This window comes from Streptomyces sp. NPDC057424 (genome assembly GCF_042803315.1).
In the GTDB taxonomy this organism is placed as follows: domain Bacteria; phylum Actinomycetota; class Actinomycetes; order Streptomycetales; family Streptomycetaceae; genus Streptomyces.
The window spans coordinates 123,583-138,116 of record NZ_JBHVCP010000002.1; the positions used below are offsets into that span (position 1 = coordinate 123,583).

16 protein-coding genes and 3 tRNA genes are annotated in these 14,534 nt (G+C 70.4%); 4 read left to right on the forward strand and 15 right to left on the reverse strand.

Translation table 11 applies throughout. From position 1 onward, the window contains the following. Positions 1 to 196 precede the first annotated feature (196 nt). From ACFU3E_RS02735 to ACFU3E_RS02760, 6 genes are all read right to left on the reverse strand, one after another. Positions 197 to 1,054 (reverse strand): hypothetical protein, encoded by an 858-nt coding sequence (locus tag ACFU3E_RS02735; RefSeq protein ID WP_384150905.1) that lies wholly within the window; start codon positions 1,052 to 1,054, stop codon positions 197 to 199. A 127-nt stretch (positions 1,055 to 1,181) separates the two neighbouring features. Further along, positions 1,182 to 1,907: a 50S ribosomal protein L1 gene (rplA, locus tag ACFU3E_RS02740; RefSeq protein WP_366710377.1), complete on the reverse strand. Its 726-nt coding sequence runs from the start codon at positions 1,905 to 1,907 to the stop codon at positions 1,182 to 1,184. 77 nt (positions 1,908 to 1,984) lie between these two features. Continuing rightward, positions 1,985 to 2,419 (reverse strand): 50S ribosomal protein L11, encoded by a 435-nt coding sequence (gene rplK, locus ACFU3E_RS02745; protein ID WP_003992325.1) that lies wholly within the window; start codon positions 2,417 to 2,419, stop codon positions 1,985 to 1,987. Between the two features lie 166 nt (positions 2,420 to 2,585). Next, complete coding sequence (gene nusG / locus ACFU3E_RS02750; RefSeq protein WP_384150910.1) at positions 2,586 to 3,410, reverse strand: transcription termination/antitermination protein NusG; 825 nt, start codon at positions 3,408 to 3,410, stop codon at positions 2,586 to 2,588. A gap of 80 nt (positions 3,411 to 3,490) precedes the next feature. Beyond that, on the reverse strand, positions 3,491 to 3,775 hold the full coding sequence (secE, locus tag ACFU3E_RS02755; RefSeq protein ID WP_104785540.1) for a preprotein translocase subunit SecE: 285 nt from the start codon (positions 3,773 to 3,775) through the stop codon (positions 3,491 to 3,493). Positions 3,776 to 3,883: 108 nt separating this feature from the next. Next, a tRNA-Trp gene (locus ACFU3E_RS02760) sits at positions 3,884 to 3,956 on the reverse strand. Between the two features lie 306 nt (positions 3,957 to 4,262). Between ACFU3E_RS02760 and ACFU3E_RS02765 the strand changes: the two genes are divergently transcribed. Continuing rightward, positions 4,263 to 5,489, forward strand: coding sequence for a pyridoxal phosphate-dependent aminotransferase (locus tag ACFU3E_RS02765; RefSeq protein ID WP_384150914.1), 1,227 nt, complete (start codon positions 4,263 to 4,265; stop codon positions 5,487 to 5,489). A 131-nt stretch (positions 5,490 to 5,620) separates the two neighbouring features. Next, positions 5,621 to 6,652: an adenosine deaminase gene (locus tag ACFU3E_RS02770; protein ID WP_384150917.1), complete on the forward strand. Its 1,032-nt coding sequence runs from the start codon at positions 5,621 to 5,623 to the stop codon at positions 6,650 to 6,652. Between the two features lie 288 nt (positions 6,653 to 6,940). On the opposite strand, the gene ACFU3E_RS02775 is transcribed toward ACFU3E_RS02770, so the two are convergent. From ACFU3E_RS02775 to ACFU3E_RS02815, 9 genes are all read right to left on the reverse strand, one after another. Then, positions 6,941 to 7,996, reverse strand: a complete 1,056-nt coding sequence (locus ACFU3E_RS02775) for a UDP-N-acetylmuramate dehydrogenase (RefSeq protein WP_384150920.1) — start codon at positions 7,994 to 7,996, stop codon at positions 6,941 to 6,943. A gap of 95 nt (positions 7,997 to 8,091) precedes the next feature. Beyond that, positions 8,092 to 8,481 (reverse strand): DUF3291 domain-containing protein, encoded by a 390-nt coding sequence (locus ACFU3E_RS02780; RefSeq protein ID WP_384150923.1) that lies wholly within the window; start codon positions 8,479 to 8,481, stop codon positions 8,092 to 8,094. A 30-nt stretch (positions 8,482 to 8,511) separates the two neighbouring features. After that, positions 8,512 to 9,948 carry an MFS transporter gene (locus ACFU3E_RS02785; protein WP_384150926.1) on the reverse strand — a complete coding sequence of 479 codons (1,437 nt, stop codon included), beginning with the start codon at positions 9,946 to 9,948 and terminating at the stop codon, positions 8,512 to 8,514. Positions 9,949 to 10,048: 100 nt separating this feature from the next. After that, positions 10,049 to 10,618 (reverse strand): TetR/AcrR family transcriptional regulator, encoded by a 570-nt coding sequence (locus ACFU3E_RS02790; protein ID WP_384150929.1) that lies wholly within the window; start codon positions 10,616 to 10,618, stop codon positions 10,049 to 10,051. A 113-nt stretch (positions 10,619 to 10,731) separates the two neighbouring features. After that, positions 10,732 to 11,160, reverse strand: coding sequence for a MaoC family dehydratase (locus ACFU3E_RS02795; protein ID WP_384151590.1), 429 nt, complete (start codon positions 11,158 to 11,160; stop codon positions 10,732 to 10,734). A gap of 8 nt (positions 11,161 to 11,168) precedes the next feature. Continuing rightward, positions 11,169 to 11,621, reverse strand: coding sequence for a MaoC family dehydratase N-terminal domain-containing protein (locus tag ACFU3E_RS02800; RefSeq protein ID WP_384150932.1), 453 nt, complete (start codon positions 11,619 to 11,621; stop codon positions 11,169 to 11,171). 101 nt (positions 11,622 to 11,722) lie between these two features. Then, positions 11,723 to 11,887, reverse strand: a complete 165-nt coding sequence (gene rpmG, locus ACFU3E_RS02805; protein ID WP_003948671.1) for a 50S ribosomal protein L33 — start codon at positions 11,885 to 11,887, stop codon at positions 11,723 to 11,725. 87 nt (positions 11,888 to 11,974) lie between these two features. After that, positions 11,975 to 12,047, reverse strand: a tRNA-Met gene (locus tag ACFU3E_RS02810). A 45-nt stretch (positions 12,048 to 12,092) separates the two neighbouring features. After that, positions 12,093 to 12,165, reverse strand: a tRNA-Thr gene (locus tag ACFU3E_RS02815). A gap of 236 nt (positions 12,166 to 12,401) precedes the next feature. Here ACFU3E_RS02815 and ACFU3E_RS02820 point away from each other — a divergent pair. Beyond that, the gene (locus ACFU3E_RS02820) at positions 12,402 to 13,661 is read left to right on the forward strand and encodes an amidohydrolase family protein (protein WP_384150935.1); all 1,260 of its coding nucleotides are present in this window, start codon (positions 12,402 to 12,404) and stop codon (positions 13,659 to 13,661) included. A gap of 203 nt (positions 13,662 to 13,864) precedes the next feature. Next, positions 13,865 to 14,521, forward strand: coding sequence for an SDR family oxidoreductase (locus ACFU3E_RS02825; RefSeq protein ID WP_384150939.1), 657 nt, complete (start codon positions 13,865 to 13,867; stop codon positions 14,519 to 14,521). The last annotated feature ends 13 nt before the right edge of the window (positions 14,522 to 14,534 follow it).

The window sequence follows — 14,534 nt, forward strand, 5'->3', positions numbered from 1 at the left end:
TCCTTCGGCCACCACGCCCTCTGATGAGCGCGCGGTAACGACCAGCGGTCTTTGGCTTCTGTAGGAGAGTACGGGAACGGATCGCCGTCAAGCAAATCCGCCCGTACGGCTGATCAGCGGTGGCGGCTCAGCCCTGCTCCAGCTCCTTGAACATCTCGCGACGGCCGTCGCGGGCGGCATCTCCGGCGACGGGCCCTCAGGGCGTACCGGTCTTCTTCCGCATCAGGTCCTCGAAGTCCCCGGTGTCGGACTGCGGGGGCCGCTCGGCGCGGACTGCCACGCCGTAGTCGGCGTAGTGCGCGGTCTGCGTCATCAGGCCTGTGGTCATCCGCGCCTTCTCGACCTTCTTGACCAGCAGGTTCCGCCGGTCGATCCAGATGTCGACGGTCTCGGTGGTGACACCGGCCTCGGTGAGCTGCTTCCTCAGACCGGCGTCGGCGACGTCGGCCGCCGCCACGGTGCCGGACCAGTGCGTGGCGGTCCGGCCTCGGACGGTCTCCGCACCGACCTTCCTGACGTCGCCGGAGGACAGCAGGAGCTTCACGGACTGGTTGGGCGTGGTACTGCGCATCTGGTCGCCGAGGTGGCCGCCGGAGCCGCCGCCGAGGGCTTTCAGATCGTCGTAGTCGTACCGGATCCAGTGTCTGCCGCCGGCCTGCTCGGCGAACTTCTCGCCCATGCGCGCGTAGTAGGCGTCGGGCAGGTAGCGGGCCTCCATGGAGGTGCTGCCGAGTCGGCGCATGGTGTCGGCGATGGTGCCGCCGGTGTACGTGATGGTGAGGGTGCCGGTGATGCCGTCGCTCCAGCCGAGGGCGCCGTCGGCGGTCATGGACATCAGTGAGCCCATGGTCGTCGTGGACTCGACCCGGGCGGACGCGGCGTGCTCGGTGGCGCGCTCGGCGGAGCGCAGGGCCGCGAGGGACCGGCCGCGCGCGGCGCGGTCCTCCTGGCCGGGGCCGTCGGAGGAGTCCTGGGACGTGCAGGCGGCCACCCCCGTCAGCGCGCTCGCCACCGCGAGCACCAGGCCCACGCGACGCACGGTCGTGCCCTGCATACGTCCCCCGTTCGTATCCGGTTCCCGCACGTTAACCCAGGCCACCGGCGTACGTACCGGAAAAGGGAACGGGCCCCGCACCTGTAAGAGGTGCGGGGCCCGTGACCGGTCGGGTGAGCCGTCAGGCTCAGACCGCGGCCGGGTCCTCCTCGACGAGGAGGTTGCGGGTGCGGTTCGGGTCGACCGGAATGCCGGGGCCCATCGTGGTGCTGATGGCGGCCTTCTTGATGTAGCGGCCCTTGGCGGCGGACGGCTTCAGACGGAGGATCTCCTCCAGCGCGGCGCCGTAGTTCTCCACCAGCTTGGTGTCGTCGAAGGACGACTTGCCGATGATGAAGTGCAGGTTCGCGTGCTTGTCGACACGGAACTCGATCTTGCCGCCCTTGATCTCGGTGACGGCCTTGGCGACGTCGGGGGTGACGGTGCCGGTCTTCGGGTTCGGCATCAGGCCACGCGGACCGAGCACGCGGCCGAGGCGGCCGACCTTGCCCATGAGGTCCGGGGTGGCGACGACGGCGTCGAAGTCCAGGCGGCCCTTCGAGACCTCGTCGATCAGTTCGTCGGAGCCGACGATGTCGGCGCCCGCGGCCTCCGCGGCCGCAGCACGGTCACCGGTCGCGAAGACCAGGACCCGGGCGGTCTTGCCGGTGCCGTGCGGAAGGTTCACGGTGCCACGGACCATCTGGTCGGCCTTGCGCGGGTCGACACCCAGGCGGAAGGCGACCTCGACGGTGCCGTCGAACTTGGTCGTGGAGGTGTCCTTGGCGAGACGGACGGCCTCGAGCGGGGCGTAGAGCTTCTCCCGGTCGACCTTGGCGTCCGCAGCGCGAAGGGACTTGCTGCGCTTGCTCACTACTGCTCCTGTGGATTCTTAGGAGTCGTGGTCCGGGCCGAGCAGGCCCCGCCACTTCTGCTGATGGAGGTTGGGGCTCAGCCCTCGACCGTGACGCCCATGGAACGGGCGGTGCCGGCGATGATCTTCTCGGCGGCGTCCAGGTCGTTGGCGTTGAGGTCGGGCATCTTCGTGGTGGCGATCTCGCGGACCTGGTCACGCGTGATCTTCGCGACCTTGGTCTTGTGCGGCTCGCCGGAGCCCTTCTCGATGCCCGCGGCCTTCAGGATCATCTTCGCGGCCGGCGGCGTCTTGGTGATGAAGGTGAAGGAACGGTCCTCGTAGACCGTGATCTCCACCGGGATCACCCAGCCACGCTGCGACTCGGTCGCGGCGTTGTAGGCCTTGCAGAACTCCATGATGTTCACGCCGTGCTGACCCAGCGCGGGGCCGACCGGCGGGGCCGGGTTGGCGGCACCGGCCTGGATCTGGAGCTTGATGAGCCCCGTGACCTTCTTCTTCTTGGGAGGCATAGCTCTCCGGGTCCTTTCGATTCGGGTCCTGCCTGCGTACGGGGACCACCCGGACGCAGGCATACCGCACAACGATAACGGGTATAGATGCGCGGCCAAAAACCGCGCAGGTCAGGCGGACGCTCGAGCGATCGCCTGACCTGCGCGGAAGCGGTGAGTCCGGAAGTCAGTTCTTCTGGATCTGGTCGAAGGAGAGCTCGACCGGCGTCTCGCGACCGAAGATCTCGACGAGGCCCTTGACCTTCTTCGAGTCGGGGTTGATCTCGTTGATGGTCGCCTGCAGCGTGGCGAACGGGCCGTCGGTGACGGTGACCGAGTCGCCGACCTCGAAGTCCAGCACCTGGACCTCGACCTTGCGCTGCGGAGTCGGCTTGCCCTCGGCCTCGGCGGCCTCGCGGGCGGCCTTCTCCTCGGCCTCCGGGGCGAGCATCTTGACGATCTCGTCCAGGGTCAGCGGGTACGGGTCGTAGGCGTTGCCCACGAAGCCGGTGACGCCGGGGGTGTTGCGGACGACGCCCCAGGACTCGTTCGTCAGGTCCATGCGGACGAGGACGTAGCCCGGGAGCTTGTTCTGCTTGATCGTCTTGCGGTCGCCGTTCTTGATCTGGACGACCTCTTCCTGCGGCACCTCGGCCTGGAAGATGTAGTCCTCGACGTTCAGCGAGACGGCGCGCTGCTCCAGGTTGGTCTTCACGCGGTTCTCGTAGCCGGCGTAGGTGTGGATGACGTACCACTCGCCGGGCAGGACCCGCAGTTCCTCGCGGAGCTTCTCGATCGGGTCGCGGTCGTCCTCGGGCTCTTCCTCGAGTTCTTCCGCGGCCCCTTCGGCGTCCTCGGTCTCCGCCTCGGCGGCGTCGTCCGCGACGGCGTCGGCAGCCTCGACCTCGGCGGAGGCCTCGGTGTCCTCGCTGTCCGCGCCCTCGACGGTGTCGAGCTCGTCCTCGACGGACTCGACAGGCTCGATGGCGTCGTTCACGTTCGGGTCAGACACGGTGGCTGCTTCTTCCTGGATACATAGGGGTGGAACATGCGAAAGGAGCGCCGGGTACCTCGGCGCTCTTCGCGGACTGCTCAGCCGAACACGTACTTGGCGGCGTTGCTGAGCCCATAGTCAATCACGGTGACCAGGCCGATCATGATGACCACGAAGATGATCACCACGGTCGTGTAGGTCGTCAGCTGGTTGCGGGTCGGCCAGACGACCTTGCGCAGCTCCGCCACGATCTGGCGGTAGAAGAGGGCAAGGCGCTTCAGCGGGCCCTTCTTGCCGCGCTTGCCGCCCTTGCGGGCCTTCTTGGACTCCGGCGCCTCGTCCTGGGCATCAGGCATGTCGATGGAGCCCACGGCGTCCGTCACTCGTCCTCACCTGATTCCGGGTCGTGGCCGTGCCGCGCCCGGTCTGAGCCGCACGGCGGTGCATTGCTGTACGTACATGCGCACACATCCTGGCGAAGGTGTGTGTAGCAGGGCCGGAGGGACTTGAACCCCCAACCGCTGGTTTTGGAGACCAGTGCTCTACCAATTGAGCTACGACCCTTTGTGTGTCCCCCAACGTACCGCATCCGTCCGGATGCTTGGTGTGCACCGGCCGGGCGCGGCCTGCTGAAGGCCAACGAGGTGAGAGTGTACGTGCTCTGCGGCCGGTCGTCGAACAGAAAGGGCCCACGGGAGGGCTCGTTGGCGGAAGATCGCCTCGGGAACGGGGGGCGGACTGACGTGAATCCGCTGAAGATCGCCCAGGCCGCGTGGGCGGTTCGCACTGTTGTTCAAGGGTTTGCCCGACGTTGTTCACTCTGTGAAACCCCCGTGCCGCGCGCGTTTCCGGTCTGAAACGATGGGGCCCATGAGCGCTGCAACCCCTCCCACCGAGCGCCGGGTCTCCGCCCGAGTCGGCGCGATCTCCGAGTCCGCCACCCTCGCCGTGGACGCCAAGGCCAAGGCCCTCAAGGCCGCAGGGCGGCCGGTGATCGGCTTCGGCGCCGGTGAGCCCGACTTCCCGACCCCGGACTACATCGTCGAGGCCGCGATCGAGGCCTGCAAGAACCCGAAGTTCCACCGCTACACGCCGGCCGGCGGGCTGCCCGAGCTGAAGGCCGCGATCGCCGCGAAGACGCTGCGCGACTCGGGCTACGAGGTCGACGTGTCGCAGATCCTCGTCACCAACGGTGGCAAGCAGGCCATCTACGAGGCCTTCGCCGCGATCCTCGACCCGGGCGACGAGGTCATCGTGCCCGCGCCGTACTGGACGACGTACCCCGAGTCGATCCGTCTGGCCGGGGGTGTCCCGGTGGAGGTCGTCGCGGACGAGACGACCGGCTACCGGGTGACCGTCCAGCAGCTGGAGGCCGCCCGTACGGAGAAGACGAAGGTCGTCCTCTTCGTCTCGCCGTCGAACCCGACCGGCGCGGTCTACAGCGAGCAGGAGACCGAGGCGATCGGCCACTGGGCCGTCGAGCACGGCCTGTGGGTGATGACCGACGAGATCTACGAGCACCTCGTCTACGGCGACGCCTCCGCCGTGTCGCTGCCGGCGGTGCTGCCCGAGCTGCGCGACAAGTGCGTCGTGGTCAACGGTGTCGCGAAGACGTACGCGATGACCGGCTGGCGCGTCGGGTGGATCATCGGCCCGCAGGACGTCGTGAAGGCCGCGACGAACCTGCAGTCGCACGCCACGTCCAACGTGTCCAACGTCGCCCAGGCCGCCGCGCTGGCCGCCGTCTCCGGCGACCTGGACGCCGTCGCGACGATGCGCGAGGCGTTCGACCGGCGCCGCAAGACCATCGTGCGGATGCTGAACGAGATCGACGGCGTGGTGTGCCCGGAGCCGGAGGGCGCGTTCTACGCGTACCCGTCGGTGAAGGCCCTGGTCGGCAAGGAGATCCGGGGGCGCCGGCCCAGGGACACGGTCGAGCTGGCCGCGCTGATCCTGGAGGAGGCCGAGGTCGCGGTGGTGCCGGGTGAGGCGTTCGGCACGCCCGGGTACCTGCGGCTGTCGTACGCGCTGGGTGACGAGGATCTGGTCGAGGGTGTGAGCCGGATCCAGAAGCTGCTGGCGGAGGCGCGGGACTGACGTCCGCATCGCCGGTCTCCGGCCATGGGGCACATACCGAGTTCGGTATGTGCCCCATTTGTTTGTGCGAGCAAGACCACGAAAGGGGAAACGGCTACCGGGAGGGCTGGGACGTACGGCAGGATCCTGGGATGGAGCGTGTACGTGATGTCTCTGAGCTGCCGAAAGCCCATCTGCACCTGCACTTCACCGGGTCCATGCGGCCCTCGACCGTGCTGGAGCTGGCCGACAAGCACGGGGTCCGGTTGCCCGACGCGCTGACCGAGGCGCTCGTCGGCGGGGAACCGCCGAGACTGCGGGCGACGGACGAACGGGGCTGGTTCCGCTTCCAGCGGCTGTACGACGCGGCGCGCTCGTGTCTGCGGGAGCCGGAGGACATCCAGCGGCTGGTGCGGGAGGCCGCGGAGGAGGATGTGCGGGACGGGTCGGGGTGGCTGGAGATCCAGGTCGACCCGACGTCGTACGCGCCGCGGCTCGGCGGGCTGATTCCGGCGCTGGAGATCATCCTGGACGCGGTGGAGACGACGTCGCGGGAGACCGGGCTCGGGATGCGGGTGCTGGTCGCGGCGAACCGGATGAAGCACCCTCTGGACGCGCGGACGCTGGCGCGACTGGCGGCGCGGTACGCGGACCGGGGCGTGGTCGGGTTCGGGCTGTCGAACGACGAGCGGCGGGGGATGGCGCGGGACTTCGACCGGGCGTTCGGGATCGCGCGTGAGGCCGGATTGCTGTCCGCGCCACACGGGGGTGAGCTGGCGGGGCCGTCGTCGGTGCGGGACTGTCTGGACGACCTGGGGGCGAACCGGGTGGGGCACGGGGTGCGGGCGGCTGAGGATCCGCGGCTGATGAAGCGGCTGGCGGACCGGCAGGTGACGTGCGAGGTGTGCCCGGCGTCGAACGTGGCGCTGGGGGTGTACGAGAAACCGGAGGACGTGCCGCTGCGGACGCTGTTCGAGGCGGGGGTGCCGTTGGCGCTGGGCGCGGACGATCCGTTGCTGTTCGGGTCCCGGCTGGCGGCGCAGTACGAGATCGCGCGGCGGCATCACGGGTTCACGGACGCGGAACTGGCGGAGGTGGCCCGTCAGTCGGTGCGGGGGTCGGCGGCGCCGGAGGGCGTGAAGACGAAGCTGCTGGCGGGGGTGGACGACTGGCTGGCGTCTTAGCGCCCCATCGCCGTCGAGGTCGGGGACGCGTCGGGGGGTGTCCGTCCTCGGAACGGCGCAATGGGGCCGAACGCCGGCTGACTGTCCGTTGACGCGCCACCCCCTGCGGGCGGACGCCCCCCGACACGTCCCCTTGCGTCGTGCGGCGGCTGCCGGCGCGTGGGGGCGGGCCCCCGCTTCCGCTGGGCTGCGGGCGATCGTGCCGCCAAGGGCGGCACGGGTGGGCGCAGCGGCACCCCGTTCCGCCGGGTGGCGGACCCACCCGGCCCCAGCACCGAGGCACGGTGCCTACAGGCTGACCCCGACCGTGACCGGCTCGTTGACCAGGGTGACCCCGAAGGCCTCGCGGACTCCGGCCACGACCTCACGGGCCAGCGCGAGGAGGTCCTCGGTGGTCGCACTCCCCCGGTTCGTCAGCGCCAGCGTGTGCTTCGTGGAGATGCGGGCGGGGCCGTCGCCGTACCCCTTGGTGAAGCCCGCCTTGTCGATCAGCCAGGCCGCGGAGGTCTTGGTGTGGCCGTCGGCGGCCGGGTAGGCGGGAGGCTCCACCCCGTCGCCGAGCCGCTCACGCACGCGTGCGCGGAACGTCGCGAAGTCCGTGTCCGTGAGGATGGGGTTGGTGAAGAAGGAGCCGGCCGACCAGGTGTCGTGGTCCTCGGGGTCCAGGACCATGCCCTTGCCGGCGCGCAGCTTGAGCACCGTCTCGCGGGCCTGCGCGAGGGGGACGCGATCGCCCGCTTCCACGCCGAGGGCGCGGGCCGTCTCGGCGTACCGGAGAGGGGCGGAGAGGCCGTCGGCGTCCTCCAGGGAGAAGCGGACGCGCAGGACCACGTAGCGCTCGGGGTCGGACTTGAAGCGGCTGTGGCGGTAGGAGAAGGCACAGTCCTCGTTGGCCAGAGTGACCGTTTCGCCGGTGCGGCGGTCGTGGGCCACGACCTCGGTGATCGTGGAGGAGACCTCCTGGCCGTAGGCCCCGACGTTCTGGATGGGGGTCGCGCCCGCCGAGCCGGGGATGCCGGCGAGGCATTCGATGCCGGCCAGACCCGCCTCGACCGTGCGGGCGACGGCGTCGGTCCAGACCTCGCCGGCGGCCAGCTCCAGCGTGGTGCCGTCGAGTGAGAAGCCCTTGGTGGCGATCACCAGGGCGGTGCCTTCGAAGCCCTTGTCGCCGATCACCAGGTTCGAGCCGCCGCCGATGAGCAGCAGCGGGGTGCCCGCCTCGTCGGCCTCGCGGACGGCGGCGATCACCTCGTCGTCCGTCGTGGCGGTGATCAGCCGGGTCGCGGGGCCGCCCAGCCGGAAAGTCGTCAGCGGGGCGAGGGGGGCGTCGTGGAGTTCCTGCACGGGCTCAAGAGTACGAGACGGCACTGACGGCGCCGGGCACGTGTGGGTGCGGCCCCTTTCCCGGGGAAAGGGGCCGCACGCGCGCGTGGTGGCTGTCAGGGCAGCCGGCGCAGCGCCTCGGACCAGGGCAGCGGGAGTTCGTCGCTGCTCACCTGCCATGTGGTGAAGGCCGAGTCCCTCATCTGCGGGGCGAGGCCCCGTGCGGCCGGGCCGTGGGCTCCCGCGCGCACGAAGGCGTGGAGCGCGTCCTTGGACTCCCAGGCCGACAGGGTCCAGAAGGTCCGTTTGAGGGGCTTCGCCCTCAGGGTCGCTCCGTAGGCGCCGGGGCTCCGGCGCACCTGCCGCCAGACGGCGGGCGTCCCGGCGAGGAACTTCAGGGCTCCCCACAGCGTGCGGGTCTCGAAGCGGGAGGCGAAGACGTACACCTCGGTGTCGCGGGGCGGGGTGGGCGGAGTGTTCGGGACGGTCCAGGGAAGGGTGGGCATGCCGCTTCTCCTTGTCGAGTTGCTGCGGGGTCAGTGGGCGGCCGTCTCCAGAACCGGCGGCGGTTCGGCCGGGGCCGCCTGTCGCTCGGTGTGCCGCCGGGTCGGTATCAGTAGGGCGGCGATGCCTGCGAGGGCCACCACAGCGGAGCCCGTCACCAGGGCCGGCCGCATGCCGTCGACGAAGGTCTGGCCGGTCTCGTAGCCGCCCTGGGCCGCGAAGATCGACCCCATGACGGCGATGCCGAGCGCTCCGCCCACCTCGCGCAGGGCGTTGTTCGCGCCGGAGGCGATGCCCTGCTCGTGGCGCCGGACGCTGGACATCACCAGGTGTGCGGCGGGGGCGAAGAACAGGGCCATGCCGGTGCCGCTGATGATCAGGGCGGGCAGCTGGGCGCTGTAGGAGGCGTCCGCCGTGGCCACGACCGCCATGTAGCCGAGGCCCAGTGCCTGCAGGAAGAGGCCCGCCGCGACGACCGGGCGGCCGCCGACGCGGTCGGCCAGGATGCCGGCGATCGGGGCGACCAGCATCGGCATGCCCGTCCAGGGCAGCATCCTGAGTCCCGCCTCGGTGGGCGAGTAGCCGAGGACGCCCTGCATGTACTGGCTGAGCAGGAAGATCGAGCCGAACATGCCGAGGAACATCAGCAGGCTCGCCGCGTTGATGCCGGCGAAGGCACGGGAGCGGAAGAGCCGCATCGGGAGCATGGGGTTCTTGGCGCGGGTGCTGTAGAGGATGAAGCCGGCGAGCAGCGCGGAGCCCGCGAACAGGCCCGTCAGGACGAATGGGCCGGTCCAGCCGTCGGCCGGGCCGCGTACCAGGCCGTAGACGATGCCGAAGAGGCCGCCGCTGGCGAGCAGGGTGCCCGGGATGTCGAGCGGGGCTCCGGTGCCGTGGGACTCGGCGAGGCGGAGGCGGGCGAGGGGCAGGAGGGCCAGGCCCAGCGGGACGTTCAGCCAGAAGATCCACTGCCAGGAGATGTGTTCGGTGAGGGTGCCGCCGACGAGCGGTCCGGAGGCGACGGCGAGTCCGTTGACGGCGCCCCAGATGCCGTACGCCATGCCGCGCTTGGCGGCGGGCACGGCGGCGGTCAGCAGGGTGAGCGTCAGCGGCATCATCACGGCAGCGCCGACGCCCTGGACGGCGCGGGCGGCGATGAGGGAGTCGATGCCGGGCGCCAGGGCCGCGGCGGCGGAGGCGCCGGTGAAGACGGACAACCCGGCGATGAACAGCCGGCGCCGGCCGAAGCGGTCGCCGAGGGCCGCGCCGAACATCAGCAGGACGGCGAAGGTGAGCGTGTAGGCGCTCACGGTCCATTCCAGGTCGTGGAGTTCTCCGCCGAGATCCTCGCGGATGGAGGGCAGGGCGGTGGTGACGACGAGGTTGTCGAGGGCCGCCATGAATCCGGCGACGCTGGTGATGACGAGGGCCCAGGCGGCTCCCCCGCGACGTGCGGTCTGCTGTGACATCGCTCCCCCAAGGAGAGAATCAAATCTGCGATGATCGATTAGTTATTGATTACTAACTTTCGCGGTCATGAAGACGCGCGGAAAACCGCACCCTTCCCCGTCAGTGCTCCAGCCGGCCGTCGCTGCGCGCCGAGGGGTACATCCCCTCCCAGACACGGTGCCCGGGCGGGAAACCCATGGCCGTCAGGCAGTTGATGAGCATCCCGTACGCCATGAAGGTCGTCGTCTCCTTGGCGTCGGCCCCGAGCGGCAGGTGGACGGTGTCCCACAACCGCATCCATCCGCTGCGCACCGACTCACCGAACTCGTGGTCGCCCTCCTCCTCGGCGGCCTTCACGGCCACGTACATCTGCATCTGCATCATGAGCCGCTCGGGCCGCTCTTCGATGACCTCGGTGTACGCGTTGCCCATGGCATGCAGGGCCTCTTCCCCGTGGAGCCCTTCGGAGGCCTCCGCGAAGGTGCGGATACTGTCCTCCACGCAGCGCTCGGCCGCGGCCAGGAAGATGGCTTTCTTGCTCGGGAAGAGCCGGAAGAGGTACGGCTGCGAGACACCGACCCGGCGGGCGATCGCCTCGGTCGAGGTGCCGTGGTAGCCACCGCGGGCGAACTCCGTCGTCGCCGCGCGGATGACGCTCTCACGCCGCTCTTCCGCACTCATCCTGACCATGCATGCGAAGTTAGTGCTCAATCACTAACCATGTCAACCGGTGGTCTGCACGCACCCATGTGTAAGGGGCGCGCCCCAGTGGAGAGCGCCCCTTACGTCGTGTCGCGGCCGTCTCAGGCCAGGCGTACAACCGCCCTCGACATGCCCAGCACCTTCTGCCCGGCGCTGGTCGCCGTCAGGTCCACGCGGACCGTGTTGCCGTCGAGCTTGGCGGCGACCTTGCCGGCCACCTCGATCACGGCACCCTGGTCGTCGTTCGGGACGACGACGGGCTTGGTGAAGCGGACGCCGTACTCGAGGACCGCGCCCGGATCGCCGGCCCAGTCGGTGACCACGCGGATCGCCTCGGCCATGGTGAACATGCCGTGCGCGATGACGTCCGGCAGGCCGACCTCCTGGGCGAACTTCTCGTTCCAGTGGATCGGGTTGAAGTCGCCGGAGGCGCCCGCGTACCGGACGAGGGTCTCGCGGGTCACGGGGAAGGTCTGCGCCGGCAGTTCGGTGCCGACCTCGACGTCGGAGTAGGAGATCTTCGCGGTCATGGGGTCGCTCACGCCTCCTCGGCCGCGCGGGCCACGAGCTTGGTCCAGGCGGTCACGACGTGCTCGCCCGCCTCGTCGTGCACCTCGCCTCGGATGTCCACGATGTCGTTGCCCGCGAGGGACTTGACGGCCTCGATGGTGGAGGTGACCGTGAGCCGGTCGCCGGCGCGGACCGGGCGGCGGTAGGCGAACTTCTGGTCGCCGTGCACCACGCGGCTGTAGTCCAGGCCGAGCTGCGGGTCCTGCACGACCTGGCCGGCAGCCTTGAAGGTGATCGCGAAGACGAAGGTCGGCGGGGCGATCACGTCGGAGTGCCCGAGCGCCTTGGCGGCCTCCGCGTCCGTGTACGCCGGATTGGCGTCCCCGACCGCCTCGGCGAACTCACGGATCTTCTCCCGGCCCACCTCGTAGGGCGCGGTGGGCGGGTACGTCCGCCCCACGAAGGACTGGTCGAGCGCCATGGCTCGGTACCTCCTGGTAGCTCTACTGACCGGTACGGGTCCCTCAACGACGCGAGGCCGCCCCCGATCACTCGGGAACGGCCTCGTGTACGAGCCTGTTTTTATCGCGTTTCGCGGTGCGCGGTGTGCGCATTGCAACGCGGGCAGTGCTTCTTCATCTCAAGACGATCCGGGTTGTTACGCCGGTTCTTCTTGGTGATGTAGTTCCGCTCCTTGCACTCCACGCAGGCCAGCGTGATCTTCGGGCGGACGTCGGTGGCAGCCACGTGAGTGCTCCTAAGACGAACGGATGGACATTTAACGCAAGAAGAGTAGCCGATCGAAGGACCGACCCCGCAATCGGCTACTGAGAGTAGCGGTGACCGGACTTGAACCGGTGACACAGCGATTATGAGCCGCTTGCTCTACCGACTGAGCTACACCGCTTTGATGTGATCCGGTCCCGCCTCGCGACGGAACCAGTCACACCAGAGCCCCAAAACGGAATCGAACCGTTGACCTTCTCCTTACCATGGAGACGCTCTGCCGACTGAGCTATTGGGGCGAGCGATGAAGACATTACACGCTCGGCAGCCGTTCACCCAAATCCGTTTCGAGGCACCCGGCCCGGGCACCGGGACCGTCCTCCCGGCTGCCTCGTGGGTGCCTCCCGTGCCATGAGCGGACCACGCCGGTACGACTATTGCGCTCCTCCCCGCCGCGGGCCAACGGCCGTCCTAGGCTCGTCTCACTCTGCGTGATCATGCGTCCTCCGAGCACAGCCCGAGCCCCTGGAGTGCGATGCCCGACAGCCGGCCGCAGCCACCACCGCCCCCGTCGTCCTCCCCGGGTCCGGCCGACCCGTCGTCGCTGCTGCTGTGCGGGGCACGGCTCACGGACGGCCGGACCGTGGACGTACGGCTGGACGGCGGGCGCATCGAGGCGGTCGGCACGGCCGGGAGTCTGCGGGCCGGCGGCACCCGCGCGTGCGGGGCGCGCGTGGACCTCAGCGGCTATCTCCTGCTACCCGCCCCGGCCGAGCCGCACGCCCACGCCGACACGGCCCTGTCGGCCGACGCCGAGGGCCCGGTCCCGTACGAGCCGCAGGACGTGCAGCGGCGGGCGACGGAGGCCGCGCTGCTCCAGCTCGGGCACGGGGCGACCGCACTGCGCGCGCACGTACGCGTGGGGGACGTCCAGGGGCTGGGCGCGCTGGCGGCCGTGCTGCAGGCGCGGCGGGCGCTGCGCGGGCTGGCGGAGCTGACGACGGTGGCGATGCCCCGGGTGCTGACCGGGGTGGCCGGCGCGGACGGGCTGGCGATGCTGCGGGACGCGGTGAAGATGGGCGCCTCGGTCGTGGGTGGCCGGCCGGACCTCGACCCTGATCCGACGGGGTACGTGGAGGCGGTCCTGGAGATGGCCTCCGAGCACGGCTGCCCCGTCGACCTGCACACGGACGCCGGGGACCCGGCCCGGCTGGCCCGGCTCGCGGCGATGGCCGGCGGACTGCGCCCCGGGGTGACCCTCAGCCCGTGCGGGGACCTCGGCCGACTGCCCTCCGAGGTGGCCTCGCGGACCGCCGACCAACTCGCGGCGGCCGGGGTGGCGGTGGTGTGCCTGCCGCAGGGCGGGTGCGGCGGTGTCGACCGGCGCGGGGCGGCCCCCGTACGGCTGTTGCGCGCGGCCGGGGTCCGAGTGGCCGCCGGGAGCGGGGCGCTGCGGGACGTGTCCAACCCGGTGGGGCGTGGCGACCCGCTGGAGGCGGCCTTCCTGCTGGCCTCGCGCTACGGAGTGTCGCCCGAGGAGGCGTACGACGCGGTGAGCTCCTCGGCGCGGGCGGTGCTGGGGCTGCCCGAGGTGCGCGTGGAGGCGGGATTCCCTGCCGAGCTGCTCGCGGTGCGCGGGGACCGGCTCGCGGCGGTGCTGTCACTGGCGTACAGCCGGATCGTCGTGCATCAGGGGCGCGTGGTGGCGCGGACCAGCGCGGTGCGGGAGTACTGCAGTTCGGCGGCCTCGGTGGAACTGGGGCTGCCGCGTCAGGGTCGGGGCGAAGCGCCGTAAGGCCTGCGGCGGGGTGTGGCCGGAGTCGTGCGGCGGGGTGGGGCCGTAGTGCGGCAGGGTGTGGCCGTAGTCGTGCGGCAGAGGGGCCCGAGTCGTACGGCAGGCTGGAGTCCGAGTCGTGCGGCAGGCTGGGCCCGAGTCGTACGGCAGGCTGGGCCCGAGTCGTGCGGCGAACGGTGCTGGCCAGGCGTACGGTCGAAGGCATGCGCATTGTCATCGCTGGTGGTCATGGTCAGATCGCGTTGCGGCTGGAGCGGCTGCTCGCCGCGCGCGGGGACGAGGTGGCGGGACTCATCCGCAAGGCCGAACAGGCCGACGATCTGCGGCAGGCCGGCGCCGAACCGGTCGTGCTCGACCTGGAGTCGGCGTCCGTGGACGAGGTCGCGGAGCGGCTCAGGGGTGCCGACGCCGCGATCTTCGCGGCGGGCGCGGGCCCGGGCAGCGGGGTGGCCCGCAAGGACACGGTGGACAAGGCCGCGGCGGTCCTCTTCGCGGACGCGGCGGTCAAGGCGGGCGTACGGCGCTTCGTCATCGTGTCGTCCATGGGCGCCGACCCGCGCCACCAGGGCGACGAGATCTTCGACGTGTACCTGCGTGCCAAGGGCGAGGCGGACGCGTACGTGCGCCGACTGGACGGCCTGGACTGGACGATCCTGCGCCCCGGCCAGCTCACCGACGACGCGGGCACCGGTCTCGTACGCCTGGAGGCGCACACGGGCCGCGGCCCGATCCCCCGCGACGACGTGGCCGCCGTGCTGGCGGAGCTGGTGGACACCTCCGCGACGGCCGGTCTCACCCTGGAGCTGATCAGCGGGCCGGCTCCGGTGTCGGTGGCGGTGAAGTCGGTGGCGGGGAACTGAGGTTCGACGCCGA

What these genes read in the sequence shown, in the direction of transcription:
- ACFU3E_RS02735 (WP_384150905.1), bottom strand. Translation starts at nt 1,054, where the DNA reads ATGCAGGGCACGACCGTGCGTCGCGTGGGCCTGGTGCTCGCGGTGGCG.
- rplK (WP_003992325.1), bottom strand. Translation starts at nt 2,419, where the DNA reads ATGCCTCCCAAGAAGAAGAAGGTCACGGGGCTCATCAAGCTCCAGATC.
- ACFU3E_RS02765 (WP_384150914.1), top strand. Translation starts at nt 4,263, where the DNA reads ATGAGCGCTGCAACCCCTCCCACCGAGCGCCGGGTCTCCGCCCGAGTC.
- ACFU3E_RS02770 (WP_384150917.1), top strand. Translation starts at nt 5,621, where the DNA reads ATGGAGCGTGTACGTGATGTCTCTGAGCTGCCGAAAGCCCATCTGCAC.
- ACFU3E_RS02780 (WP_384150923.1), bottom strand. Translation starts at nt 8,481, where the DNA reads ATGCCCACCCTTCCCTGGACCGTCCCGAACACTCCGCCCACCCCGCCC.
- ACFU3E_RS02785 (WP_384150926.1), bottom strand. Translation starts at nt 9,948, where the DNA reads ATGTCACAGCAGACCGCACGTCGCGGGGGAGCCGCCTGGGCCCTCGTC.
- ACFU3E_RS02790 (WP_384150929.1), bottom strand. Translation starts at nt 10,618, where the DNA reads ATGGTCAGGATGAGTGCGGAAGAGCGGCGTGAGAGCGTCATCCGCGCG.
- ACFU3E_RS02795 (WP_384151590.1), bottom strand. Translation starts at nt 11,160, where the DNA reads ATGACCGCGAAGATCTCCTACTCCGACGTCGAGGTCGGCACCGAACTG.
- ACFU3E_RS02800 (WP_384150932.1), bottom strand. Translation starts at nt 11,621, where the DNA reads ATGGCGCTCGACCAGTCCTTCGTGGGGCGGACGTACCCGCCCACCGCG.
- ACFU3E_RS02820 (WP_384150935.1), top strand. Translation starts at nt 12,402, where the DNA reads ATGCCCGACAGCCGGCCGCAGCCACCACCGCCCCCGTCGTCCTCCCCG.
- ACFU3E_RS02825 (WP_384150939.1), top strand. Translation starts at nt 13,865, where the DNA reads ATGCGCATTGTCATCGCTGGTGGTCATGGTCAGATCGCGTTGCGGCTG.